Origin of the sequence: uncultured Marivirga sp. (assembly GCF_963974845.1) — a bacterium.
Taxonomy (GTDB): Bacteria; Bacteroidota; Bacteroidia; order Cytophagales; family Cyclobacteriaceae; genus Marivirga; species Marivirga harenae.
Genome location: NZ_CAXBEQ010000003.1, coordinates 258,819 through 282,169, shown reverse-complemented (window position 1 = coordinate 282,169; position 23,351 = coordinate 258,819). Strand labels below are relative to the sequence as shown.

14 protein-coding genes are annotated in these 23,351 nt (G+C 35.3%); 2 read left to right on the top strand and 12 right to left on the bottom strand.

Annotation, left to right across the window (positions count from 1 at the left end; translation table 11 throughout):
* Positions 1-174: 174 nt before the first annotated feature.
* Both AAC601_RS08780 and AAC601_RS08775 read right to left on the bottom strand, forming a co-directional pair.
* A complete protein-coding gene (locus AAC601_RS08780) occupies positions 175-1,005 on the bottom strand; it encodes a universal stress protein (RefSeq protein ID WP_303268813.1) in 831 nt (276 codons plus the stop codon).
* Positions 1,006-1,046: 41 nt separating this feature from the next.
* On the bottom strand, positions 1,047-1,655 hold the full coding sequence (locus AAC601_RS08775; RefSeq protein ID WP_303268811.1) for a DNA-3-methyladenine glycosylase: 609 nt from the start codon (positions 1,653-1,655) through the stop codon (positions 1,047-1,049).
* A gap of 60 nt (positions 1,656-1,715) precedes the next feature.
* Here AAC601_RS08775 and AAC601_RS08770 point away from each other — a divergent pair, with 60 nt between their 5' ends.
* Complete coding sequence (locus AAC601_RS08770; RefSeq protein ID WP_303268809.1) at positions 1,716-2,585, top strand: DUF2911 domain-containing protein; 870 nt, start codon at positions 1,716-1,718, stop codon at positions 2,583-2,585.
* A gap of 34 nt (positions 2,586-2,619) precedes the next feature.
* Here the strand turns inward: AAC601_RS08770 and AAC601_RS08765 are convergent, their stop codons facing one another.
* From AAC601_RS08765 to AAC601_RS08730, 8 genes are all read right to left on the bottom strand, one after another.
* Positions 2,620-4,365, bottom strand: coding sequence for an OmpA family protein (locus tag AAC601_RS08765; RefSeq protein ID WP_340153031.1), 1,746 nt, complete (start codon positions 4,363-4,365; stop codon positions 2,620-2,622).
* A gap of 103 nt (positions 4,366-4,468) precedes the next feature.
* The gene (locus AAC601_RS08760; RefSeq protein WP_340153030.1) at positions 4,469-6,142 is read right to left on the bottom strand and encodes a sodium:solute symporter; all 1,674 of its coding nucleotides are present in this window, start codon (positions 6,140-6,142) and stop codon (positions 4,469-4,471) included.
* A 338-nt stretch (positions 6,143-6,480) separates the two neighbouring features.
* Positions 6,481-8,070: an alpha,alpha-trehalase TreF gene (treF, locus tag AAC601_RS08755; RefSeq protein ID WP_340153029.1), complete on the bottom strand. Its 1,590-nt coding sequence runs from the start codon at positions 8,068-8,070 to the stop codon at positions 6,481-6,483.
* Between the two features lie 39 nt (positions 8,071-8,109).
* Positions 8,110-9,447, bottom strand: coding sequence for a vanadium-dependent haloperoxidase (locus AAC601_RS08750; RefSeq protein ID WP_303268804.1), 1,338 nt, complete (start codon positions 9,445-9,447; stop codon positions 8,110-8,112).
* A gap of 7 nt (positions 9,448-9,454) precedes the next feature.
* Positions 9,455-12,781, bottom strand: coding sequence for a VCBS repeat-containing protein (locus AAC601_RS08745; RefSeq protein WP_303268803.1), 3,327 nt, complete (start codon positions 12,779-12,781; stop codon positions 9,455-9,457).
* 35 nt (positions 12,782-12,816) lie between these two features.
* Positions 12,817-16,155 (bottom strand): VCBS repeat-containing protein, encoded by a 3,339-nt coding sequence (locus tag AAC601_RS08740; RefSeq protein WP_303268802.1) that lies wholly within the window; start codon positions 16,153-16,155, stop codon positions 12,817-12,819.
* An 86-nt stretch (positions 16,156-16,241) separates the two neighbouring features.
* A complete protein-coding gene (locus AAC601_RS08735; protein ID WP_303268801.1) occupies positions 16,242-17,774 on the bottom strand; it encodes a RagB/SusD family nutrient uptake outer membrane protein in 1,533 nt (510 codons plus the stop codon).
* A 12-nt stretch (positions 17,775-17,786) separates the two neighbouring features.
* On the bottom strand, positions 17,787-20,864 hold the full coding sequence (locus tag AAC601_RS08730) for a TonB-dependent receptor (RefSeq protein ID WP_303268799.1): 3,078 nt from the start codon (positions 20,862-20,864) through the stop codon (positions 17,787-17,789).
* Between the two features lie 277 nt (positions 20,865-21,141).
* On the opposite strand from AAC601_RS08730, the gene AAC601_RS08725 reads away from it, so the two are divergent.
* Complete coding sequence (locus AAC601_RS08725) at positions 21,142-22,176, top strand: LacI family DNA-binding transcriptional regulator (protein ID WP_303268797.1); 1,035 nt, start codon at positions 21,142-21,144, stop codon at positions 22,174-22,176.
* A 10-nt stretch (positions 22,177-22,186) separates the two neighbouring features.
* On the opposite strand, the gene AAC601_RS08720 is transcribed toward AAC601_RS08725, so the two are convergent.
* Positions 22,187-22,648, bottom strand: a complete 462-nt coding sequence (locus AAC601_RS08720) for a hypothetical protein (protein ID WP_303268796.1) — start codon at positions 22,646-22,648, stop codon at positions 22,187-22,189.
* A gap of 120 nt (positions 22,649-22,768) precedes the next feature.
* A complete protein-coding gene (locus AAC601_RS08715; protein WP_303268795.1) occupies positions 22,769-23,317 on the bottom strand; it encodes a DinB family protein in 549 nt (182 codons plus the stop codon).
* Between the last annotated feature and the right edge of the window lie 34 nt (positions 23,318-23,351).

Below are 23,351 nucleotides of genomic sequence, written 5' to 3'. Positions count from 1 at the left end.
TTTAAAGTTGTTAATCAGATACTTATGAAAAAATAAAATTATTGAAAATTAAAAAATATAGTAGATTACATTAGAAGGAAATAAACCTCTTTACATAAAATTGTAAATAAAAATATTGAATTCCAGTACATCAAAGTCTAAAAAAAGAAATAAAACGATCAGCATAAAGCACAATTAATTGTCCTTCTCCTGATAGATTAAAAGAGGATGGGTGCTTAAATATGTAATTTCTGTTGATACACTATTCCCCAGCAATTTTTCAAAGAAATTCCTTTTTCGCTTCAGTAAAACAAGAACATCTCCCTGTTGTTCATTAACAAACTCTTCTATTCCACTGCTTATATCTTTCTTGTATTCCTTTAAATAGTAACTAATTTTATCATAACCTAAGAAGCTAGATAACTCAGTCTTAAATTCCTCGTAGCTTTTTTCATTCATCACATTCTTAGAATGGCTTACGTGTACAAAGCGAATCCTGCTTCGAAAGGAATAAACAAAACTAACTAATTTCTGCATGGTGATTTTGTCATGTTCAGAGTAATCAGAAGCATACACCACAGAATTCCAATTTGTAAAATCTGCATCTAGTGGAACTGTCAATACAGGGATTGTAGAATTTTCAACAGTTCTCAAAGTCCTACTCCCTATTATGGTTTTGCGACTATACCCGTTTCCTTGCGTTCCCATGATGATTAAATCATACCCATGCTTAGAGGCATACTGACTAATAGAGTTATTTATATCTCCTATAGAAAGAACAAAATCACATTCAAACTCATACTCTTTTTCAATTTCTTCTGCTAACGTACTCAATTTTTCCTTGGCATGTTGCTTCAAATTATCAAAACTAGATTTTTCATCTTCCAATGAATGAAGAAATTCTTTTTCAGAAAAAATATGGATGAGTGTCATACTTCCTTTTCTGATTTGCAAAAGTTTTGAAGCATACTCTAATGCATTAAGGGAATAAGCTGAAAAATCTACTGGGCACAAGAATCTATCCATCGTATTATTAATTTATTCTAATTTATAAAAAAAACATTTTATTACGGCTGACTAATAAATTTATTTCCATAAATGTAAAACCTCCAAGGTAATAAAGCATCCTCCTCCGCATAATCAATACCAATTCGTGTAGTTTTCACAATTTTATCTATACTATTGTTGCCCTCCGCTATAAATAAATCATCATTATTTACGAGATCAACCCCATTATAGGATTTATCTATTGCCAGAGCTTTGCATAATTTACCTGGACCGGAAAAAGCTAGGGGAGTTATTTTATCGGTATTCCTTCTTTCCATCATGATATTAGTTCCTCTAATAGGTTCAATTGCCCGTATCAATACTGCATCAGCTTTTCCTGCATTGTTCGTGACAATATTTAATAAATTATGAATACCATAGCATAAATAAATATATGCAGTACCTCCCTCTTGATACATTGTTGAGCTTCGTTTCGTGAATTTTCCCAAATGAGCGTGACATGCTTTGTCCATCAATCCGGAATATGCCTCTGTCTCAGTAATCATAGCTTCACAATATATCCCGTCAATATTGCTGCAAATTACTTTACCAAGTAAGGCTTGTGCTACACCAACCACATCTGGATTTGTAAAAAATGTTCTACCTAGTCTTTTTTTTGTAACTTTCATTCAGAAAAGCAGTTTTTGATTGCTAAATACATTTTAATTTTACTAAAAAACATAATCATTATGAAAAGATCAGTATTACTATTTACTCTATCTATTTTAATAATAGGTACGGTTGAGCTAAAAGCCCAAATTGAAATCCCGCAGCCTTCACCTAAAGCAAAGGTCGAAACAACAGTTGGATTAACAGATGTCTCCATAAGCTATTTTAGACCTAGTGTTAAAGGTCGTCAAGTTTTTGGAGCGGGAAATGATTTTCTTCAGCCCTACGGAGTTCTATGGAGAGCTGGAGCTAATAACGGGACAGTGTTAGACCTAAGCACTGATGCCGTGATAGCTGGAAATAAAGTTGAGGCTGGAAAATATTTGGTTTTAATGACTCCAGGCGAAAATGAATGGGAATTTATACTTTACAGTGATCTCTCTTTAGGGGGTAACGTAGGTAATTTTGATGAATCCAAACAAGTTATTTCAGTAATTCAAAAAGCAGAAAAATTAGATGAAGCTGTTGAAACTTTGACCTATCAAATATCAGATATTTCTGCAACTAATAAGTCAGCAAACATTCATTTCGAATGGGAGAATGTAAGTGTAAAGATTCCATTTGAAGTAACATACGATGATAAAGTAATGGCTCAAATACAGCAATATACTAGAGTAAGCCCAGGAAACTTAATTACAGCTGCTAATTACTATTACACAAATGACAAAGATCTAAACCAAGCATTGGAATGGATTAATACGTACCTGGCTGAAGGGAAAAATAGTGATCAATTTTGGAATTTGCACCTAAAGGCTCAGGTCCTAGCGAAAATGGGAAATAAAAAGGAAGCAAAGAAAGTAGCTGAAAAATCAATAGAGTTGGCTAAAAAGAACAGTTCCGGTGACTTCGGATATGTAAAAAGAAATCAAGATTTAATTGACTCTTTATAATTAAAATTTTTAAAGAAGGGGGAAATCACCCCCTTCATTCATCAAATTTGGAAAGATCTAAAATTTTAACTTCCGCTTTACGAGATCTATCTTCACTTCCACCAGAGAGGACTCCAAAGCCGCGAGCTGCTAATCTATCTTCCTCTATTCCTTGGCTTACGAAAAATTCGAGCACTGACTGCGCTCTCTTATTGGACAACTCATAATTATATTTGGGATTTCCATCAGATGAAGCAAATGCAGATATTTGAATACCTAAATTTTGATGGGATTTGAGAAATTTGCTCATATCCATTAATTTTGCTTCATGCCTTTCTAAAATATCCGTAGAATTAACATCAAAGTAAACCTGATAAGCTGAAATGTTTAATACTGAGTCTATTAATTTTTTTATCTCTAATTCTTCATCGGTCACAAATTGATTATCCGTTTTCTTCAATTTAGCAATTCTATCCCTAGCCGTAATACCTAAATCTCCCACATGCTTAACCATATATATATCCGTAAACCCCAGTCCTTCTTCTCTAACCGATGCTAGGTACCCTCTTTCGCCATCAGAGGTAGGATGGAAATACACCTCATCGTCCACCGTGTTTACTGGGTAACCCAAATTCTCTGGCTTAATCCAGTTCTCTGTTTTCGGATCATATTTAGAAGTAAATACATCAAACCCGCCAAAACCTTTATGGCCTTTGCTACTAAAATATATTGTAATCCCATCTTTCGCCATATATGGCCCATCTTCATCTTCTTTAGTATTGATTTGGGGTCCCATGTTAAAAGGTCTTTTCCATTGCCCTTCCTCTTTATAGCAGCCGTAAATATCAAAGCCACCAAAACCACCTGGTCGGTTTGAAGCAAACATCATAAATTCCCCGTCTTCAGAAACCCAAATTGATTGTTCCGCAAATCCTTGAGAGTTGATTCGGCCTTGTATTGGCTTAGGTTTACTCCATTGTTCATCTGCACCCTCAGTTGCATAATAAATATCTCCATTCCCTTCATCTGAATAAATATAAAGAGTTTTGCCATTACTACTTAAAAACAAATTTGAATCATGATAAGGTGTATTAATATTTTGACCTATATTTTTTGCTTTACCCCAAGTCACACCTTTTCTCTTCGAGATGTAAATGTCTTCAAAATAAAAATTGTCTTTATCCACATTTTCATTCGTATTTTCCTCCTGCCTTCGTGATGTGAAAATCATGACGGTTTCTTCTTCATTTAAAACAGGGGCATAATCAGGCCAGGTAGAATTTACATCCTTTCCCACATTTTCAATCGTATAGGAGGAAGGCATACCAATGATTTCCTTAGCATTCCTACATTCTTCAATTCTGTCATTAACATCATAAATTGATGTCTTATCTCCGCCACGATAACTTTTATTAGCTTGTAGTCTCCTTTTATAGAGATCAAAATGCGATAATGCTTTTTCAAATTCTAAGCCGTACTGATATCCACGCCCAAGAAGATAATCTATATTAAACCTGTATTTAGGATCCATCCTTTTGACCCTTTCAAAATACTTAGTAGAGTAATCTCTATTAACTGTTTCTAAAAACAGCTTGCCAGCCATATAATTAGCTCTAATATTCATGGTGTCAGCTTCTGTGGCCTGAACGTAGATATCTTTCGCTATTTCTATTGCATCTTTTGCTTCCGCATAAACCTGATCCGCCTGGTCCATATAAATTTTTGCCAACTCAGGGTCTTGCGTCAAGCCATTAAAGCTAAAGAGGAGCGAAATCAAAAAAGAAAATAACTTTATTTTCATATAGATTAGAAAAATACAACTAGAGAACGAAATCTCCAAATATTGCACAAAATACAACTTGAATAAAAACTACAAGTAAAAATAAAAGATTCTGTGTAAGAGCTCACCTATTCTTAAAAAATTGATAAACTAGTCCAGTCATAATCACAATCCCGCAACCAAGGAGATTGAACCATAAATATGCCATTTCACTAAAAAAATAAAAATACAATACGACAGCTTGAGCCACCAGAGCCCCGATAAAAACAGCATTACCTTTAATATAATTAATAAAGAAACCGGATAAGAATACGCCCAAAATAGTTCCATAAAATATTGATCCGAGGATATTTACTGCTTGAATAAGATTATCCAATAATCCAGCAAAAGTGGCAAATAATACTGCTACAATTCCCCAAAATAGTGTAAAAAGCTTTGAGGCGATTAAGTAATGCCTCTCACTTCCATTTTGAAAAATATTACGTTTATAAATATCAATTATGCTCGTGGAAGCCAAGGCGTTTAGCTCGGAGGCAGTAGAAGACATAGCAGCAGAAAAAATGACTGCCAACAAAAGACCTATAATTCCCTTGGGCAAGTTTTCCATCACGAAAGTAATGAAAACATAGTCTGTATCAGTTGTCTCCAAATCTTCATTTGTATTTTTAATTATAGTTTTAGCTTCTTCTCGAAGTTGATTCTCTTGGTCATGAATTTGAGCTATACTTTGCTTCAGTACTTGAATTTCATCTCCTTGAGCTTCAGACAATAATTGCACTTGTCTTCTCTTTTCTTCAAATAGATTGGAGTACTCTTTTTCTACAGCTTGATATTTTTCTTTTTGTACAGGATATAGGTACACTTCATCTTTTGCAGCTTCATTGAAGAAAACTGGGGCTTGATTAAATTGATAAAATACAAAAACCAAGGCTCCAATAAATAGAATTACAAATTGCATAGGGATTTTCAATAACCCGTTAAACATCAACCCTAATCTACTCTCTGTTAATGACTTACCCGAAAGATACCGAGCCACTTGGGACTGATCGGTTCCAAAATATGATAAAGCAACAAATAATCCTCCAAGCAATCCTGTCCAGAGAGTATACCGATTTTCCAAATCCAGGTCAGTATTGATTAATTCCAGCTTCCCCATGTGCCCTGCTAATTTGGTCGCTTCTGCTAAACCAATGTCCTCAGGTAGTAATTTTATTACAAATAAACCGGCCACAATCATCCCTCCCATCATCACAATCATCTGATGTTGTTGGGTTTGACTTACTGCTTTTGTACCACCACTTACGGTATAAATAATTACTAATGAACCTATCACTACAGTGGTATAGACTAGAGGCCAACCTAAAATAGTAGAAAGTATAATTGCAGGAGCATATATTGTAATTCCAGCTGCTAATCCTCTCTGGATAAGGAAAAGAAAAGCACCCAAAACCCTAGTTTTCAAATCAAAACGGGATTCTAAGTATTCATAAGCAGTGTATACTTTTAATTTATAGAAAATTGGTAAAACCCAGATGCTCAAAATTATCATGGCTAGGGGCAAACCAAAGTAAAACTGAATAAAGCCCATCCCACTGTTATAAGCTTGCCCTGGGGTAGACAAGAAGGTGATAGCACTGGCTTGAGTAGCCATGATGGACAACCCAATAGTCCACCATTTCATACTGTTATCTCCTTTCAAATAGGATTCTATATTTTTACTTCCTTTGGTTTTGTAAACGCCATAGCCCACTATAAGCAAGAGCGTTCCGAAAAGAATTATCCAATCTAATGAGCTCATTTAAAATACAATGTTATAGCATAAAAAATACTTATTAAAATGACCAAAACAGTGATCAACAACCAATAAAAGTTTTTCCATCTGCCTAAAACAGGTGGTTTATTGTCTTCTAAATCTTTATCATTTTCCATTGTTGGAAATTAGATGGATTTTTCGAAAATAAAAAATGAGTTTTGGTGAATGGTAATAAATCAAAAATAATCCTTGGATCTCCTGAAAACAGAAGGCTTCGTAGCTCCATTAAGGTATTATTTCCAATACGAACGGCACAAAGGAAATGCCCAAACAAACCGATCTATAATTTTGACATAAAGATGTTTTGGTATATAATTACACAATCACTTTACTTCAATCGTTTCTTTTTCTGTCAGTATTTTCTTCATAGCAACAGCAACACCATTAGTCCATCCAAAACCATCTTGCAATGGATATTCGCCTCCACCTGCTTGCAAGCTAGTATCTGCTACATTATATTTTTCCATCATCTTTCCCGTCTGCTGGTAAACTTTCTCATTTAAACCTAACCATCTATCCATAACCTCAAGCCCCAAATCATGCTGTCCGTAGTTGAATAATGCCTGCACTCCAATCCACTGCAATGGTGCCCATGCATTTGGGTAATCCCACTGCTGTCCACTTTCTATGGTAGTAGTTACAAACCCTCCAGAAAGTAGAAGACTATCTTGCATTTGCTTAATGACCATTCGAGCCTTGTCTTTTGGAGCAATTTTAGCGAATAGTGGATAAGCAATCGCCATGCTTAAAATACTAGTATGTTTCTTGTTCGAAAAGTTATAATCCGCATATCTTTTTTGCTTTTCATCCCAGAGGATGCTGTTAATGGCATTTTTTCTGCTATTCGCTTTCTCTAAGTATAAGTCGGCACTATCGAGTTGCTCATTCCAGTTGTATGCTTGAGCAATTTTAATTTCTGAAAAATACAACAACACATTCAAATCAATCGGAATAATACTTGTAGTTTCAATCGTTTCCATTTTCTGTGAATCAGCCATCCACCTACTACTATAATCCCATCCAGATTCTGCCCCTGCTCTTAAGTCCAGATATGCTTTTTCATTTGGTAAATCATATTCATGTACCAATTCATAATCTTCTTTAAAAGACTCCGGTCTTGGTCTTGAAAATGCATCATAATATCGGTTTAAAACAATATTATCTTCCAATAAAACCACTCTACCCGCAGCAGGTTGCATTTCGGTTAAGGTCTCCTTACCTTTCATCCAGAATCCATATTCCTTCTTTAATTGAGGCAGATATGATATAAAACTTGTACGATTACTTGAATATAACTCATCAACCATAAGCGCAAAAAATGGGGGTTGACTTCTTCCTGTGTAATATGCACGGTTTCCATTTGGGATGAACCCTAAACTATCAATAAGAGAAGCAAAGTTATCCAGCATGTTCTTAGCCAATTCATCTTTACCGGAGGCCTTTAAGCCCAGCATAGTAAAATATGAATCCCAATAATATATTTCTCTAAAACGTCCACCAGGAACAACATAAGGTTTTGGTAAAGGAATGAGGGAAGAGTTTTGTATCGTATCTTTTGATCGAGTTAAAATTGGCCATAGACTTTCGATATGTTGGTACATATCTTTTTCCTGATCTGATTGAAAATCAGTGATTGGATTTTGCGGTAACTCAAAATGTGCTAGAACAAAGGACTTTAAGTCAAAATTCACTTGACCTTTTTCAGCCAGATAAGTAGCCTGAATCTTTTCTAGACTTACTTTGGGTATGCAATCGACAAAAGTTTTTGAATCCTCAAAAACCTCTCCTAATTGAACGGCCCTAAATAACTCAGAATCATAAAATTCTAAGTAGTTGTCTAGTTGATTTCGGTCGGTATTTCCTTGTTCATTTTCTTGCGAACAAGAAGTTGAAAGCCATATTAAAATGAACAAATAATAGATTTTTGATTTTGTCACACGATTTCCCATCATTTAGTTGGTAGCTATTGCCTGATTATCTCTAAACTTCAATTTTTTCCTAATCAAATCCCCTATTTTATTTCCTTGCCAAATACCTTCTTCAATAGCTCTTCTGTAATGAATACCTCCGTACAAACGACTAATAGCTGCTTCTTGTGAAGCCTCCTTAAATGAATTAAATTCACGACTAGGTAATCCAAATTTTACTTCTGTGCTATCCACAAAGCTAAAGTTATCGCCAAAAACATCTGTAAGCGCGTTTGCAGCAGCAGTAGAAATCACACTATGACCACTAGTATACTCAGGAAAAGGAGGCGTTTGCAAAGTAGGTGTCCAGTCTCCATCAATACTTCTATTAATGATTGTTTCTGGACGAATTAGATTGGAACGGTATTTCTCGTCCCAGCAAGAAATAAATCCATCTGCCAATGCGATAGAGGTTTTAGTGTAGGCGTGACTGCTTTTTATTAAATCAGCTGAATCTAGAAGGGCAGCTATTTTAGTAATTCCCATCCAATGTCCACCAGGAGTGATTTTTTTTGTAGCAAACATAACATGGCCTGTAATATTCATTACATATGGATTACAATCCCAAAAGGAAGCTATTTCCTTCTTCTCTTCATCAACCTCTTTCACCACTGTGTAAACTTCCATCATTTCTTTATAAAATGGACTGTTTTCTTCCATACTAAATTCGTATGGAGGCTGTGGAATATATTGGTCGGCACTATCCAAAACAAAAGTTCTAATTTTGTTCCAATGTGGTTCAATGGCTGCCATATAAGCAGGAGGTGTGGGCTCCCAATGATGTGCTTGATCACTTAACGGATGCTTAGACATGGTTCTAGTTTCCTTGTAATTGTCTTCATTTGCCCAATCAACCATATGTTGATGAACCTCAGTTGCATATTCAACCGAAGCTTTCCATTCTGAATCATTTAGGCCTCGTTTCTCTAAATCAGTCTTCCAGTTGGCTAACCACTCTTCTATTTTTTCTTCTGAAAATATCAACTTTTTAGACATTAAGTAATTGGCATAAAGTGCAGAAATCAACAAATTCACCTGCTCATCTTTTGGCCTAGGTATCGGGTTTAATCCATTGATCTGACCAGCTAAGGAGGAATAACTAGAATCCTGCAATGCTAAAACCTCGTAGCTGGAAATCGCAGAGTAAACGTAAACTCTACTAGCAACTGGTGGAGAAAAAATATCATGGACTGTAATATCAGTTACTTCTTGCATTAAAGAATGCAAATCACCTGCGTTTACCGGAGTTTTATGATTATTACTTTGAGAACAGGAAAAAAATATCCCAAAACCTATTAAAAAATATAATACTTTTCTTTTCATTACTGAATTATTTACTTTTTTCAATTGCAATTAATTTTAAGCTATTATCATTTCTTGCAACCAAAATATAATTATTATCATTCACTTTTATCGACTGCATATTCCTGACCTGACCGTCAAGTCGTAAGTTTCTCGCCTTTTTGACTTTAATAACTGAATCTTGAAATTGAAAAACGGTGCCAAATTGTGCATCATATTTACCCATTTCAATATTATTCTCATAAAAATTACCCGCCCCTAAAAGTTCCCTACTACTATCAGCATCAATAAATTCAATTGCATTTAAGGTTGAAATCTGCAACTCCATAGGTAAGACTTGGGCTATAAATTCTCCATTTCCATCATTTTGATAATAGTAGCTAGAAAAATCATTAGCTGACAATTTCTTAGATTCTTCTAAATCCGTACTTCCAAAAATTTCGTCCAAATTAGCTCTAGAAAAATCTTGGGCATATTTCCACTGCTTCTTAAGGTTCGGTAATTGCTTCAATAATTCAGCATGATTAGCAAAGGGGATTTCACGACCATCAAGAAAATAGGTTAATACAGGATCTGTTTGACCATTGTCATCAAAATCCTTAATATATAAATTGACTGGCTCCTTTTCTGTGGGTTTTATTCTGGAATTTTCTCCTGTATTGCCTGCAATTATATCTACTAGTCCATCGCCATTAAAATCTCCAGTCTTCACATGCTTCCACCATCCTTTTTGAGGTCCCACATCCCGAAGGCTGAATTTATCACCTTCGTTCAGCATGATTTTAATAGTTCCCCACTCTATTGCCAAAACAATATCATTTTTTCCATCTCCATTAATATCTGTTGCACTTGCATCCGTAACCATTCCTAAATTATCCAAAAAGGGTGCAAATGACTTATTTGCTAATTTGAAACTACCGCTTTGATCGTTTATGTATAGCTTCGACTCTGGATCCAGACCATATCCGTAAGGAATAGCTCTCCCACCAAAAAAGACATCCACGTATCCATCATCATTAAAATCAGCAACCGTGACGGTTGAAGCAGTCATATGACTATGCTCAAATACATACTTTTCATTGAAATTACCTTGTCCATCATTTAGATAACCCCTTTGTGTGATATACTCAGAATCACCTCTGTATTCGTTTCCACCTGAGGCAATGATTATATCTTGATCCCCATCATTATCAATATCAGTAAAAACAGCATCGACATCTTCAAAAGTACTATCACTTTCGATCAATGGTTGTTCGGTAAGTTGAAATTTCCCTGCATTTGTTTGTATCCATAGCTGACTGGCTACTCTTTTTGATGAACCGAAAAAGAAATCCTCTTTTCCGTCCCCATTTACATCAGCAACCGAAAGTGCAGGGCCTTCGGAGGAAACCATATGAGGCATTAAGGGCTCCCTGAGAAATTCAACAAATGGATTTTCTTCATGAACTACTTTCAAATCCAATGAATCTTGCATTTCGGTAATTTCATAATCATATTCTTGCGGATGCAATGTGCTAAAATCAAATTGAGGTAATCCTTTTTGATATTCTACTTTGTACAACCTGTCATATCCTAAACTGCTTAAGCTTTGAACTTTGTCATTGGGCCAGATTAACTGAATACTTTCTACTTGACTACTGTCACCCACAGCAATATGGAATTTATCTTGAGCTGAGCTTTGAAAACCTTTAACTGGATAGTGCTCATAATTTATTGATTGGCCATTTTTCAACTTTACAATGACCCTACTACCAATGGCATTGCGATTATTTTCAGTACCCAAAAGATCCAATTGAATAAACTTACCACTTCTGCCCTTTTCAACAGCAGTATTTTTATAGATAAAAGGCTTGTCCTCTAAATTGTTAACGACAATATCCAAATCACCATCATTATCCATATCAACATAAATAGCTCCATTGGAATAGGAGTTTTTGTTATTGGAAATATAAGAACTGACATCATCAAAGGTTAAGTCAGCATTGTTGGAGAAAAAACGATTGGGCAGCTTTATTTTTGGCATTTTCTCTACTATTTCTAGATCTTCTTTATCAACCATGCCCATCTCGGTTTTTTTACGTTGATCGATATTGGAGTTCATGAAATTCATATAGTCAATATCGTTCATCCTTCTAGGAATTCCATTGGACACAAATAAATCCTTTTGTCCATTATTGTCAAAATCCATAAAAAGGGGCGCCCACGACCAATCAGTTGCATAAACCTCTGAATAAAGTGCAATCTCACTAAAAGTACCATTTTGATTGTTTAATTGAAGGTTATTCCTAGCAAATTGATCATTATATCCAAAATCCTTTTTAAATCGGTAAACATCAAAAGCATCTTCTCCCAAGCTACTTTTTAAAATTTGGGGGTCATAAGGAAGCATATCAAGAGAAATGATATCACTAAATCCATCATTGTTAATATCTGCCAGATCTACACCCATAGAAAACCGGCTCGTGTGCTGAATTTGTTCAGTCAGGATTTCTTTAAAGGTACCGTCCTTCTGATTGATATAGAGATAATCATTTTCATGAAAATCATTGCCCACATATATATCAGGAAAACCGTCATTATTCACATCTCCCACAACAACTCCCAGGCCATAGCCAATCACTGAACTATTAATCCCGCTTTCTTTGGTGGCATTTACGAAGGTACCATTATCATTTCTAAAATACCTATCTCCAGAAACATTACTAGTTTCGCCCTCAAAAGAGTCTCTTTTTCCGAACGTCCCATTTTGATGAATGCTGTGATTAAGCTGAAACATATCTAAGTCTCCATCTTTATCAAAATCGGCAAATACTGCTTGGGTACCGAAGCCTGCCAAATCTAAATCATAAGCAATAGCTTCATCCTCAAAAACAGGAATACCGTTTTCTATGCTTTTGCAAATAAACAGCTGATTTGAACCTTTAAGTACTTCATGATCACCTACTACATTCACATAGATATCCAGCATACCGTCCTGATTTATATCTACCACTGAAGCACCAGTGGACCAAAACCCTTTTCCTATAATTCCTGCTTCTTTACTTACATCCTTGAAATTAAAATCCCCTTCATTAACAAAAAGTTTGTTTTCTCCCATATTGGAGGTAAAAAATAAATCAACCAATCCATCCTTATTGAAATCCCCAGCAGCCACTCCTCCTCCATTGTAAAAATACATATAATCAAAAAAGGAGAAATCTGTTGTTTGCTGTAAGTTGTTCTCGAAATCTAAACCAGTTTTCTGAGCATCTAATAATTCGAAGTAGTTTTCCTTTGAATCATTACAAGCGGAAACTACTTGGAACAGAAGAATAAGTAAAATAGCATTCGAAAACTTTGAAAGCTCATTCTTCATAGAACAAAATCTTATACTCGTTACTTTCATTTAAATTATTTTATTTGTAATACTATTGGTTTATCATCATTGATTCCAAAGAGTAAATGCTCTTGATTATTAATATTAATGGCGCTTATTGATCGGACATTACCGTTAATACCTAGACTCTTATGCTCTTCCACCACACTAAATTCACCTGTCCCGTCTCCGAAGAGCACTAATCCATCATTTGCATCTAATTTACCATATTGCGGTTTAAAATCTCCCTCATTTCCAGCTAGAATCAAGTCTAAATTACCGTCTTGATTGACATCTATAGCCTTTATGGCATGAATTACTGAAAATTGTGCCTCAAAAGGTAAATCCACTTTTTCAAAATCACCATCCCCCTTATTCAACATTACAACAGTTTGAAAGGTATTAGCAGCTTTATAGGAAGCATTTTCTATCTTGTCAGCCCCCATTAAATCTACAATTGACTTTTTACCATAATCTTCATATTTCAAACTTTGCTTTTTCAAACCGGGCAATTGACCGATCATTTCACCTTTTTGCTGTAGCGGGATATCCCTTCCATTAAGGGTTCGAGTTAGAATTTTATCTTTATCACCATTGCCATCAAAATCCTCCAACCATATTTTTACAGGCATTTCGTCAGTAGCGGTAAAATAGAAATTATCTCCTCTATTTCCTACTACCAAATCAGCAAGACCATCATTGTTCAAATCAGATATTTCAACTGTATTCCACCAGCCTTTTAATTCTTGCAACGGATTTTTCTCTAATTTTTTTAATTGTTTTCCTGTTATTTCAAAAATTTCAACTCCCATCCATTCACCTACAAGGATTAGGTTTTGATTTCCATCTTGATTGATATCTGCTAATTTAGCATCTGTTATCATTCCTAAATTATCCAAGTCTATCGCTCTTCTAATGGTCATATCTTTAAAATTTCCATTACCGTCATTTTCAAAAAGGAAACTTTTTGGACTTTGACCATATTCTTGAGGTACAGATCGACTGCCTACAAATAAATCTAAATCCCCATCATCATCATAATCAAAACTTAAAACCACTGATGTATTAAGACCAGTTTCCGGAATTGCTTCTTTTGATTTTTCAAAAGTCTCCGACTTAGTTTGTACAAATAAGTGATCGTTAAAAACAGGGTTATTTTCTGATTGATGGTTACCACCAGATCCAAAATAAAGATCTAATAAGCCGTCACCATTAGCGTCAAAAGCATGAACGGCAGTTACTTCATTTTCAATGTCACTGAGTTGAGTGGATTTAAAACTACCGTTAGGCAGTTGAAAATAAACAGATGAACTTTGTCCTTTTGCAGCTCCCATAATCACATCATCTAACCCATCCTTATTCAGATCGATTACTTGAAAAGTCGGCCCTTCCTTAGAAAGCATTCTCATGATCAATCCTTCATAATAGAAATCTACATGATGATCCTCTTCGTGAGATTTAAAATCATGATTAACTTGCTGAAAATATTGTTTAGTCGTTTCTTTTAACAATGGAGTTACTGCTTCTCCTTCTTCTTTGGTTTCGTCCTTATAATTAATTTTGAGTAAGGTATCAATTGGAGGATTTTGAATTAAACTACTTAGTTTATCGGGCCAAATGACTCTAATGGAATCAATCTTTTGAATGTTGCCAAGACCAAAATGTAAATTATAATCTACAGAAGACTGAAAACCTCGTGTGGGCATCATTTGTCTGTGAAATTGCTTTTCTCCTGAATAAACTTGAACCTTTGCCCCTATGGCATCCCTATTGGGCTTTTCAAATGCTAAGGCTACCTTCAGGAAGTGAGTACTGTCCGTTTTAGCATTACTTTTATAGATTGTAGAAAGATGATTCAAGTTACTGACAATGACATCCAGGCTACCGTCATTGTTTAAATCGGCATAAGCGGCACCATTAGAGAATGTTTCCTGACCCATTCCCATTTCATGTTCTTTACTATTAAATTGCAAGTTGCCTGAATTGATAAATAACTTATTGGCTTGTGGATTACTAGGCATTTTTGCCAAAACATCCTCCATTTTATCTTTCTTGCCTGTCAAAACCATTCTTTGCACCACATCATTGGCAAAGAAATCCATGAAATCCGCATCAGTTACATCTTGATAAACACCATTACAAACAAAAATATCATTATAGCCGTCCATATTGGCATCAAACATCAAGGCGCCCCAACTCCAATCAGATTGGGCTACTCCAGCATACCATGCAATTTCCTGGAAGCTCCCATTTCCGGTATTTAATTGAAGCGCATTGTGCATGTACTGATGATAAAAGTCTCTGCGGAGCTTCAGTTGGTAAGTATTATAATTCTCGAATTGTAATTTTTGCTTAATCAGTTGATCTGTTTCAGGTATCATCTCTGTGGTGAAGATTTCCGGATAACCGTCATTATTAATATCAGCCAGATCCGCTCCCATGGAGGCTAAACTCATATGACCCATCCATTTTTTGCTCTCTTCTGAGAATGTACCATTTCCTTGATTGATATATAGATAATCCCGCTCAAAGAAATCATTGGAAACATAAATATCCTGTAAATGGTCACCATTGATATCACCAACAGTTACTCCTAATCCAAAGCCTATTAAGGAACCGTAAATTCCTGCTTCTCTGCTAACATCAACAAACTGTCCATTATCATTACGTAGTAATTTGTCTCCCCCTCCTTTTACAAATTCCTTTACATCCCAATCTTCTGCATACAAATCCCTTTTATTACTATTATTCAGGGTATTAACTGGAATAAAGGAGTTATTTAGTATATAAACGTCTAAATCACCATCCCCATCGTAATCAAAGAAAGCAGCATGAGTGGTGTAGCCTGGCTCATTCAAGCCATATTCTTTTGCCTTTTCCGTAAAGGTATTATCACCATTGTTTATAAATAATTCATTAAACGGATTTCTACCTTCTTCATAACCAGCATTACTTACATAAATATCTTTGTAGCCATCTTGGTTGATATCTACTATACTAACCCCAGTACTCCAACCCCCATAGCCTTTAAGACCAGCACTTTCTGTAATATCTTCAAATTGGAAATTACCTTTATTGAGATAAAGCTTATTATTGACCTGATTCCCAGTAAAAATTATGTCTTGCAGGCCATCATTGTTGATATCTACAACACCTACCCCACCGCCATTGTAAAAATTTCTATAGGAAAAAATATTGAACTGATCTCTATTTTCTACTTGATTGAGGAAGGTAATGCCTGTTCTAGAAGAATCTAGCAATTCATAAGTAATAATTTCTTTTGTAGTAGTCTTTTCATTTGTGGAATTGTTATCACAAGCCAAAAAAGGAATAAAAATAAGAATTAAATAAAAAAATGATTTTTTAATAGACATGATTATTTAGGCTTTTAGAAGCTTAAATGTATAAAAAAAGGATAATGAAAATAAATTCATTATCCTTTTTAAGTTGTTAGTTAAATTTAATAACCTGGATTTTGTTCTAAATTAGGATTGGTACTAATCGCTAAAGAAGGTATCGGAAATAATACCCTAAATTCTTCAGTATTATCCTTATACGACCATGGCTGGGTAAAAGTCCCAAAACGAATCTGATCTTGCCTTCTCCAAAATTCAATATACATTTCTCTACCTCTCTCATCTAACATCTCCTGTGCATCCAATGAAGCTAAAGGAGAAGCTCCTCTAATATCTCTTAAGTCATTTACTAGTTGAAGTGCTTCGCCAGTATTGCCTTTCCATAGGTTAGCTTCAGCTTTCATTAATACAGCATCAGCATATCTGAATAGAATTTGTCTGCCTGGGAATGCACCCCCATTGTCAGGATGATATTTAAGTACCCTAATTCCAGTTGCTTCACTATTGCCAGCTAATCCCGGTAATTCCGACTTAAATGCAAGAGGCTCTCCATTTCTAGTAGATAATTCCTGTCCATCATAACCGTATTGTTGTCCAACAAGGAATCCATAACCATAACCTTCTTCAGGAACAAAGCCCCTTCTAGTTTCTTGGTTAGACCCAGGAGTATTGGAATTTGCATCACCTTCAAAGATGCTATAGAATTCAGCAGTAGTACAGAAGCCATTCCAGCCACCACCAGCATTTCCATCAATTTCATTATGGTTATAATGAAGTGTATTCCAAATTCTACCTCCTGCATCTCTTTCTAGAGTAAAGATAGATTCATTATCAGGAGCAGGATCAAAAATCTCAAAATAATCTTCTTCCAAAGAGAATCCAGCAGCAGTTACTGCATCTACAGCTTCAATTACTCGATCCATATCGGCATTATCTGGTGCAGATCCAGACGGATTACCTAATAAGATGTGCTTATTAAGGTAGAACTTAGCTCGTAAAAAATGAGCTGATGCCTGAGAAGCCCTTAAAATCTCACTATCATCTCCAGGCCCGATATTCGGAAGATTTTCTATTGTTGTATTACTTAAATCTTCTTCTATCAATGTAACTGCCTCTTGCCTGCTCAAAACACGAGGGTCAGTATCAACACCATCATTTGGATCTCTAAACGGAACTTGTCCCCATAGATCCATAATAATGAATACATTCAATGCTCTAAGGAATTTAGCCTCCGCCAATTGCTGAGGGTCAGCTTCCGATTCTGGAGCAATTATCTGATTTAATGCAAAAACATTCGAATTTTGATTATTCCATGCATTTAAATTAAACTGATGAGTTGCATCCCAAGTGTGCTGATGCAATGTTCTCCATACCCCGTTGTCACCCCAGTCGGTACCTCTAGTAGGAACTAATTGGGCATCAGAGGAGACCTCCATTAAAGCATAAGTATTATCTTGGCTTCCTACGGAATTTGCAGTGCTTACGTAAGCACTAGTGAGGTTTTCACCTGGATTCACACCACTAAATTCACCAGAAACATCATCTACCACGACAGAATCCAGCTCCTCTACCTCCAAGTCAGTACAAGACCATGCAAGCACTGACAATCCAACTAATAATATTTTAAATTTATCCATGATTAATATTTTTTAAAATGTAACATTCAAACCAACTGTTAAAGTTCGTGGTCTAGGGAAAGAAGTATAATCAATTCCTAAAGACGGAACACCATTTAATGATTTGTTAACGTTTACTTCTGGGTCTAAGCCTGAATAGCTAGTTAACACAAATAGGTTTTGAGCATTTGCATACATTCTTAAATTTTTAACAAAAGTATTCCCACTAAGATCAAAATTATATCCTAGTGAAAGGTTTTGTAATCTTAAAAAATCACCTTTTTCTAAAAATCTTGTAGAAACATCAGGAGCGTTAATTGGAGCTTCGTCAGATTCCAATACATCAGCAGTAACATTTCTACCATTTCCATAAGCACCAGCAGTGAAGAATGCATTAGCAGTGTTGTTATATATATAATGTCCAAACTGACCATTCATGTACACACTCAAATCCCAATTTTTGTAGTTAAAAGTGGTATTAATACCCGTATTATATAGTGGGATAGGGCTGAAACCTAAGAATTGTTGAAAATCTCCATCATTATATTCAGCTATGCCGTTTTCGTTATAGCCTGCAAAATCACGCAAATAATAAGCAAATAGAGGTTGTCCCCCAGTGATACGCTGTGCAAATGCACCTGTTAATCCTTGACCAGAAATTTCACCGGTATCAATAGAACCGTCATAATCATTTACTTGATTCTTATTATACGCTACATTAAATCCAAAATTCCAACTAAAATCTGCATTATCTATAATAACGTAATCCATAGACAACTCAATACCTTGATTTACAACATCTGCAGGTAGGTTGAACCATGTAAATGGTTGTGGCGCTGGCTGAGCAGAAGTAACTTGTATTAATAAGTCAGTTGTATTTTTTCTATACAAATCAAAGGTACCTGATAATCTTCCGTTTAAAAACCCGAAGTCTATACCAACGTTAGTCATGGCAGTCTCTTCCCATCTTAAATCAGGATTATCAAAAGCCACCGTAGTCAAACCAGGTCTAATTATATCTCCTCCATCATTAAATCCTATATCTCCATAGTTTTGTCTTCTTTGGTGCAAATTATGCGGTATTTCTTGATTACCTGTTACACCGTAACCTAACCTAAATTTCAGGTTATGGAAACTATCTGGAATAAAAGATTCATCCGACACTCTCCATGCAAAGGCTGCAGATGGAAAAACACCATATTTATTTTCTCCTCCGAATCGAGTTGATCCATCAGCTCTTATTGTGGCCGTAAATAAATACTTATCTAATACATTATAGTTCACCCTACCGAAAAATGATTGCAATTCATCTACTGTTGCAAAACGATTTTCAATTAACTTTTCAACTGGCATAGTTGGCCTAGCTCCTAAATCTTCTGATCCTTCTTCTAATCTATTAACAAAAAATTGATCGTTTCCTGGATCATACCCAAACTGTTGATAATCACCTGAAATAGCACCTCTAACAGCACCACCTGCAGATTCAAGATCGGAGATCATTTGATTCATGTCGTTAGTATTAAAACCAAATCCTTGCAGCGTATTTCCACTTCTGTTAAATTCTTGATAAGAATAACCACCCAAAATATTTAGGTTCCCCTCGCCAATTTTTTTGTCAAAGGTTAATAAAGCTTCGAATAAATTACTGCTTGATTCAATAGTCGCTATACCACCTCTTCCATTGTCAAGAATATTACCAGCCAATAACTCTGGTGAAGCCGCTTGATTCCTCACTGAATTAGCATTGTCAAAACCCCCATTTATTCTAAAATTCAATTCTTCAGTAATATCATAATCAAGAGATAAATTAATTAAAGCTCTGTCAGTTTGTGCCTCATCTAAATTATACTCCAACATAGATAAAGGATTTCTAAGTCCTCCGACTTGACTGCTTGCATCAGCTGGAAATGTAGGATTAGCAATGTAGGCAGCACCGAGTAAATCTCCTTCAAAGCCTGCATTATTTGTAATTGGAGGCGCAACATCATTAATTCTTGATAGTGTTATCTGCGTAGAGAAGTTTAATTTATCATTTAAAAAACTTTGATTAAAATTTAATCTGGCATTTAATCTTTCCATTGCAGAATTCTCAATCACACCTTGTTGATTTTCGTAACCAGCAGAGACTCTATAACTACCAGTCTCATATCCATTAGCATAAGATATATCATGTTTGTGGGAGATTGCAGTTCTGGTAATTTCATCTTGCCAATCAGTATCCGCACCAAAATCTAACTCATTTGGATCTGCACCGTACTCACTTAGGTTCCCTAAATATTCTTCCCTATCTAATAAATCAAATCTATTTGCAGCACTTGCCACACTTACTGACGTATTGTAAGAAATGTTATTTTGCAAACCTTTACCACTTTTGGTAGTAATTAGTACGACACCATTTGCTCCCCTAGCACCATAAATAGCTGTTGCGGAAGCATCTTTCAAAATATCCATACTTTCAATATCATTAGGATTTAGAAAGTTTAGCGGGTTTCTTGGTGAAGAAGTACCGCTACCAACATCAAGACCTCCAGCTGTTACATCATCTCCGGTCAAAGGAATTCCATCTACTACAAATAAAGGATTATTACCATTTCTAACAGATGATGTTCCTCTAATTCTAATGTTCACGCCCGCTCCAGGCTCCCCAGAAGCAGAAGTGATTTGTACACCAGCAGATTTACCTTGAATCAATTGTTCGGGAGAAGCAATTACACCACCATTAAACTCTTTGGCAGTTACACGTTCAACAGCACCAGTCGCATCTTTGGCTTCAACTTGTCCATAACCAACAACTACAACTTCTGAAAGCTGCTCCACGTCTTCTTGAAGTTTAACATCAACCACACTTCTGCTCCCGACATCAATAGTTTGAGATTTGTAGCCAATATAAGAAAATTTCAAATCCACGTCTCCTGAAATGGATAACTTGAATTTCCCATCAAAATCAGTAGTTGCACCATTAGAGGTCCCCACTACCAATACGTTTACCCCCGGAAGACCCTCTCCGGTTTTTGAGTCCGTGACAGTTCCCGTGATTGTCCTGTCTTGTGCATAAAGGCTACCGAAGGATAACCAAAACACACTTGTCATAATTAGTAAAAAGTGTCTCATGAATTTTTGAATTTTAGCCGTTTAAAAGTTCCATAATTTAATTTTAGTTTTTGTAATTTTTCATTTGTTTTAAAACATCTAAATCATAACTGTTTATATTATATTTGGTTTTTAACTTAAACTTAACAACAATGTAAATATTACATAATTTCCCTGCAAGGCTTTCAGTGTATTTTGTACACTTAGTTAGTTACGTAATCGTTTACGTAAATATATTTTCGTTTTATTTATAATCTTTCTAAATAAAAACTGCTACTTTCATCAATTTAATATCAACATGAGCAAACATAATATTAGACTGAAGGATATTGCAGAGGAATTGGGTATCAGTATCCCCTCTGTATCCAGGGCCTTGAATAACAAACCAGACATTGGAATTGAAACAAAAAAGAAGGTATTTGAATTAGCAGAGAAGCTTAATTACCAGCGAAATCAATTTGCCATTAATTTCAAAAACCAGCAATCTTTTATAATTGGTGTAATAATACCTCAGATAGTACACCACTTCTTCTCAAACGTAATTAGCGGAATCATAAACGAGGCCGAGAAAAGAGGCTACAGTATTATGCTATTTCAAAGTAACGAATCATTTGAATCAGAACTCAAAGGAGTAGAAACCTTTCAGAAAAGTATGATTGACGGATTGATCATATCTCTATCCGACAACACAAATGATGTTAGTCATCTTAAATACCTGCAAGAGCATAATGTACCTGTAATTCTAATTGATAAGATTACTGATGAATTAACATCTGCTAAAATAATTTGCGATGATTTCAAGGGGGCATACTTTGCAACTGAGCATCTTATTAGTTTAGGCAAGAAAAAAATTGCCCATATAACCGGCTCTTTAAATCCATACACTACAAAAGAAAGATACAGAGGATATAAGTCAGCATTAAAAGACTATGGCTTAGGTTTTAACGAAAAATTGGTTAAAAAATGTAACCTGGTTTCACGAGAAGAAGGCTATACCACAACTTTGGCCCTTTTAGCAGAAAATGAAATACCCGATGCGATTTTCTGTGCTACAGATCCTACCGCAATAGGAGCAATTAAAGCAATTAAAGAAAAAGGATTGCGAATTCCTTTTGATATCGCAGTCATGGGATTTAGTGATTGGAAAATGTCTTCTGTGGTAGAGCCACCACTTTCTTCGGTATCCCAACCTGATTATGAGATGGGTAAAAAAGCCGTTGAGCTTATTACAGAAGAAATACACTTGACTAGAGCAAATAAGCCCATAAAATATGAAACCTTTGTCATGGAAACTTCACTAGTTATTAGAGAATCCACAATGGGAAAAAGATAAAAGCACCTGTTTAACTTGGCACTTCTATCATTTTAAGATCAATTAATTTTGATTCCTCATAACCAATAGACATGTAGCCAAAAACCCCTCCTGCAGACTCAGCTACTCTCTTAGCAATATCTTTCATGGAGCTTATAAATTGCGTTGCCCAATCCTTATCAACTTTATTTAATACTGTATTTAACTTCTCCAAGTCCTCAATGACTACCTTACTTCTTACTTCCGCATCTTGTGGATAAGAATTTAGCAATTCATTAAGACTCTTTTCAAAATCAGGAGCGATTTCCTGGTAATAACTTAACAGCTCCCTCCGAGCTTTACTCTGCTTAATTTTTGTAAGGTTTACTGCTTCTTTCAATTCACTCTTGCTAATTTGGTCATCTGCACCAGCAATTAAAATAGTAACCATCGCTGGTATTTTTTTAAGTAAATCGATTTCTGATTCCGATAGGTTTTTTAGTTCTGTTATCATAGTTTATGCAATAGTTAGATTCTTAGGCAATATATGTATTCAAAAAAATTATTATTACTGATTTACAAATTAATATTCTATTTTCGATTAACCTATCCCAATGTTCTGTAAACTTGGGTACTATTTCGGAAAATTCTTATGATGATTAATAGTCTCTATCTGATATTGATGATGTTTCATATGCGCCACAAAAAATTGCATGGTTTGGAGTATGTTTAGCTTCCCTACCGCAGGATGGGAAAATATGAAATGACCGATTTTCTCTTTATCAAAATCAGTTAAAAAAGTAAACATATCACTTCTGATCTTGTCCCATTGATGTGAAAATTGGTGCGGATCCTCGCTTATATTTAAACTTTCTTTTTTTTCACCAAGAATTTTGGGTGCTTGATATTTCTTCCTTGAATTCAGTCTATTTACCAGCATCATTGTTTTGACCGCAGCTTTTAATCCTACCTTTTCATTTTTTCTGTTGAAGTCGAAATTTTGCATAAACTGTAAACTTATGTGCTCAGATGTATACAAATGCTGCATCACATCAAGCATTGACCATGACCCTACTTCTGGGTGAAAATTTAACTGCTCTGGACTGAATACTTGAAGTAAAGCATCGTAATAAGCTTTACCCTCTTCCATACGTTGCCAGTGCTTCTGAATTTTTGAATCCATAATAATTTCTAAAAATTTAAAGAATTTGAAATTA

Excerpts from the sequence above, each read along its gene's own strand:
- AAC601_RS08730 (WP_303268799.1), bottom strand. The coding sequence starts at position 20,864 with ATGAGACACTTTTTACTAATTATGACAAGTGTGTTTTGGTTATCCTTC.
- AAC601_RS08715 (WP_303268795.1), bottom strand. The coding sequence starts at position 23,317 with ATGGATTCAAAAATTCAGAAGCACTGGCAACGTATGGAAGAGGGTAAA.
- AAC601_RS08735 (WP_303268801.1), bottom strand. The coding sequence starts at position 17,774 with ATGGATAAATTTAAAATATTATTAGTTGGATTGTCAGTGCTTGCATGG.
- AAC601_RS08740 (WP_303268802.1), bottom strand. The coding sequence starts at position 16,155 with ATGTCTATTAAAAAATCATTTTTTTATTTAATTCTTATTTTTATTCCT.
- AAC601_RS08720 (WP_303268796.1), bottom strand. The coding sequence starts at position 22,648 with ATGATAACAGAACTAAAAAACCTATCGGAATCAGAAATCGATTTACTT.
- AAC601_RS08725 (WP_303268797.1), top strand. The coding sequence starts at position 21,142 with ATGAGCAAACATAATATTAGACTGAAGGATATTGCAGAGGAATTGGGT.
- AAC601_RS08750 (WP_303268804.1), bottom strand. The coding sequence starts at position 9,447 with ATGAAAAGAAAAGTATTATATTTTTTAATAGGTTTTGGGATATTTTTT.
- AAC601_RS08770 (WP_303268809.1), top strand. The coding sequence starts at position 1,716 with ATGAAAAGATCAGTATTACTATTTACTCTATCTATTTTAATAATAGGT.
- AAC601_RS08765 (WP_340153031.1), bottom strand. The coding sequence starts at position 4,365 with ATGAAAATAAAGTTATTTTCTTTTTTGATTTCGCTCCTCTTTAGCTTT.
- AAC601_RS08745 (WP_303268803.1), bottom strand. The coding sequence starts at position 12,781 with ATGAAGAATGAGCTTTCAAAGTTTTCGAATGCTATTTTACTTATTCTT.
- AAC601_RS08775 (WP_303268811.1), bottom strand. The coding sequence starts at position 1,655 with ATGAAAGTTACAAAAAAAAGACTAGGTAGAACATTTTTTACAAATCCA.
- AAC601_RS08780 (WP_303268813.1), bottom strand. The coding sequence starts at position 1,005 with ATGGATAGATTCTTGTGCCCAGTAGATTTTTCAGCTTATTCCCTTAAT.
- AAC601_RS08760 (WP_340153030.1), bottom strand. The coding sequence starts at position 6,142 with ATGAGCTCATTAGATTGGATAATTCTTTTCGGAACGCTCTTGCTTATA.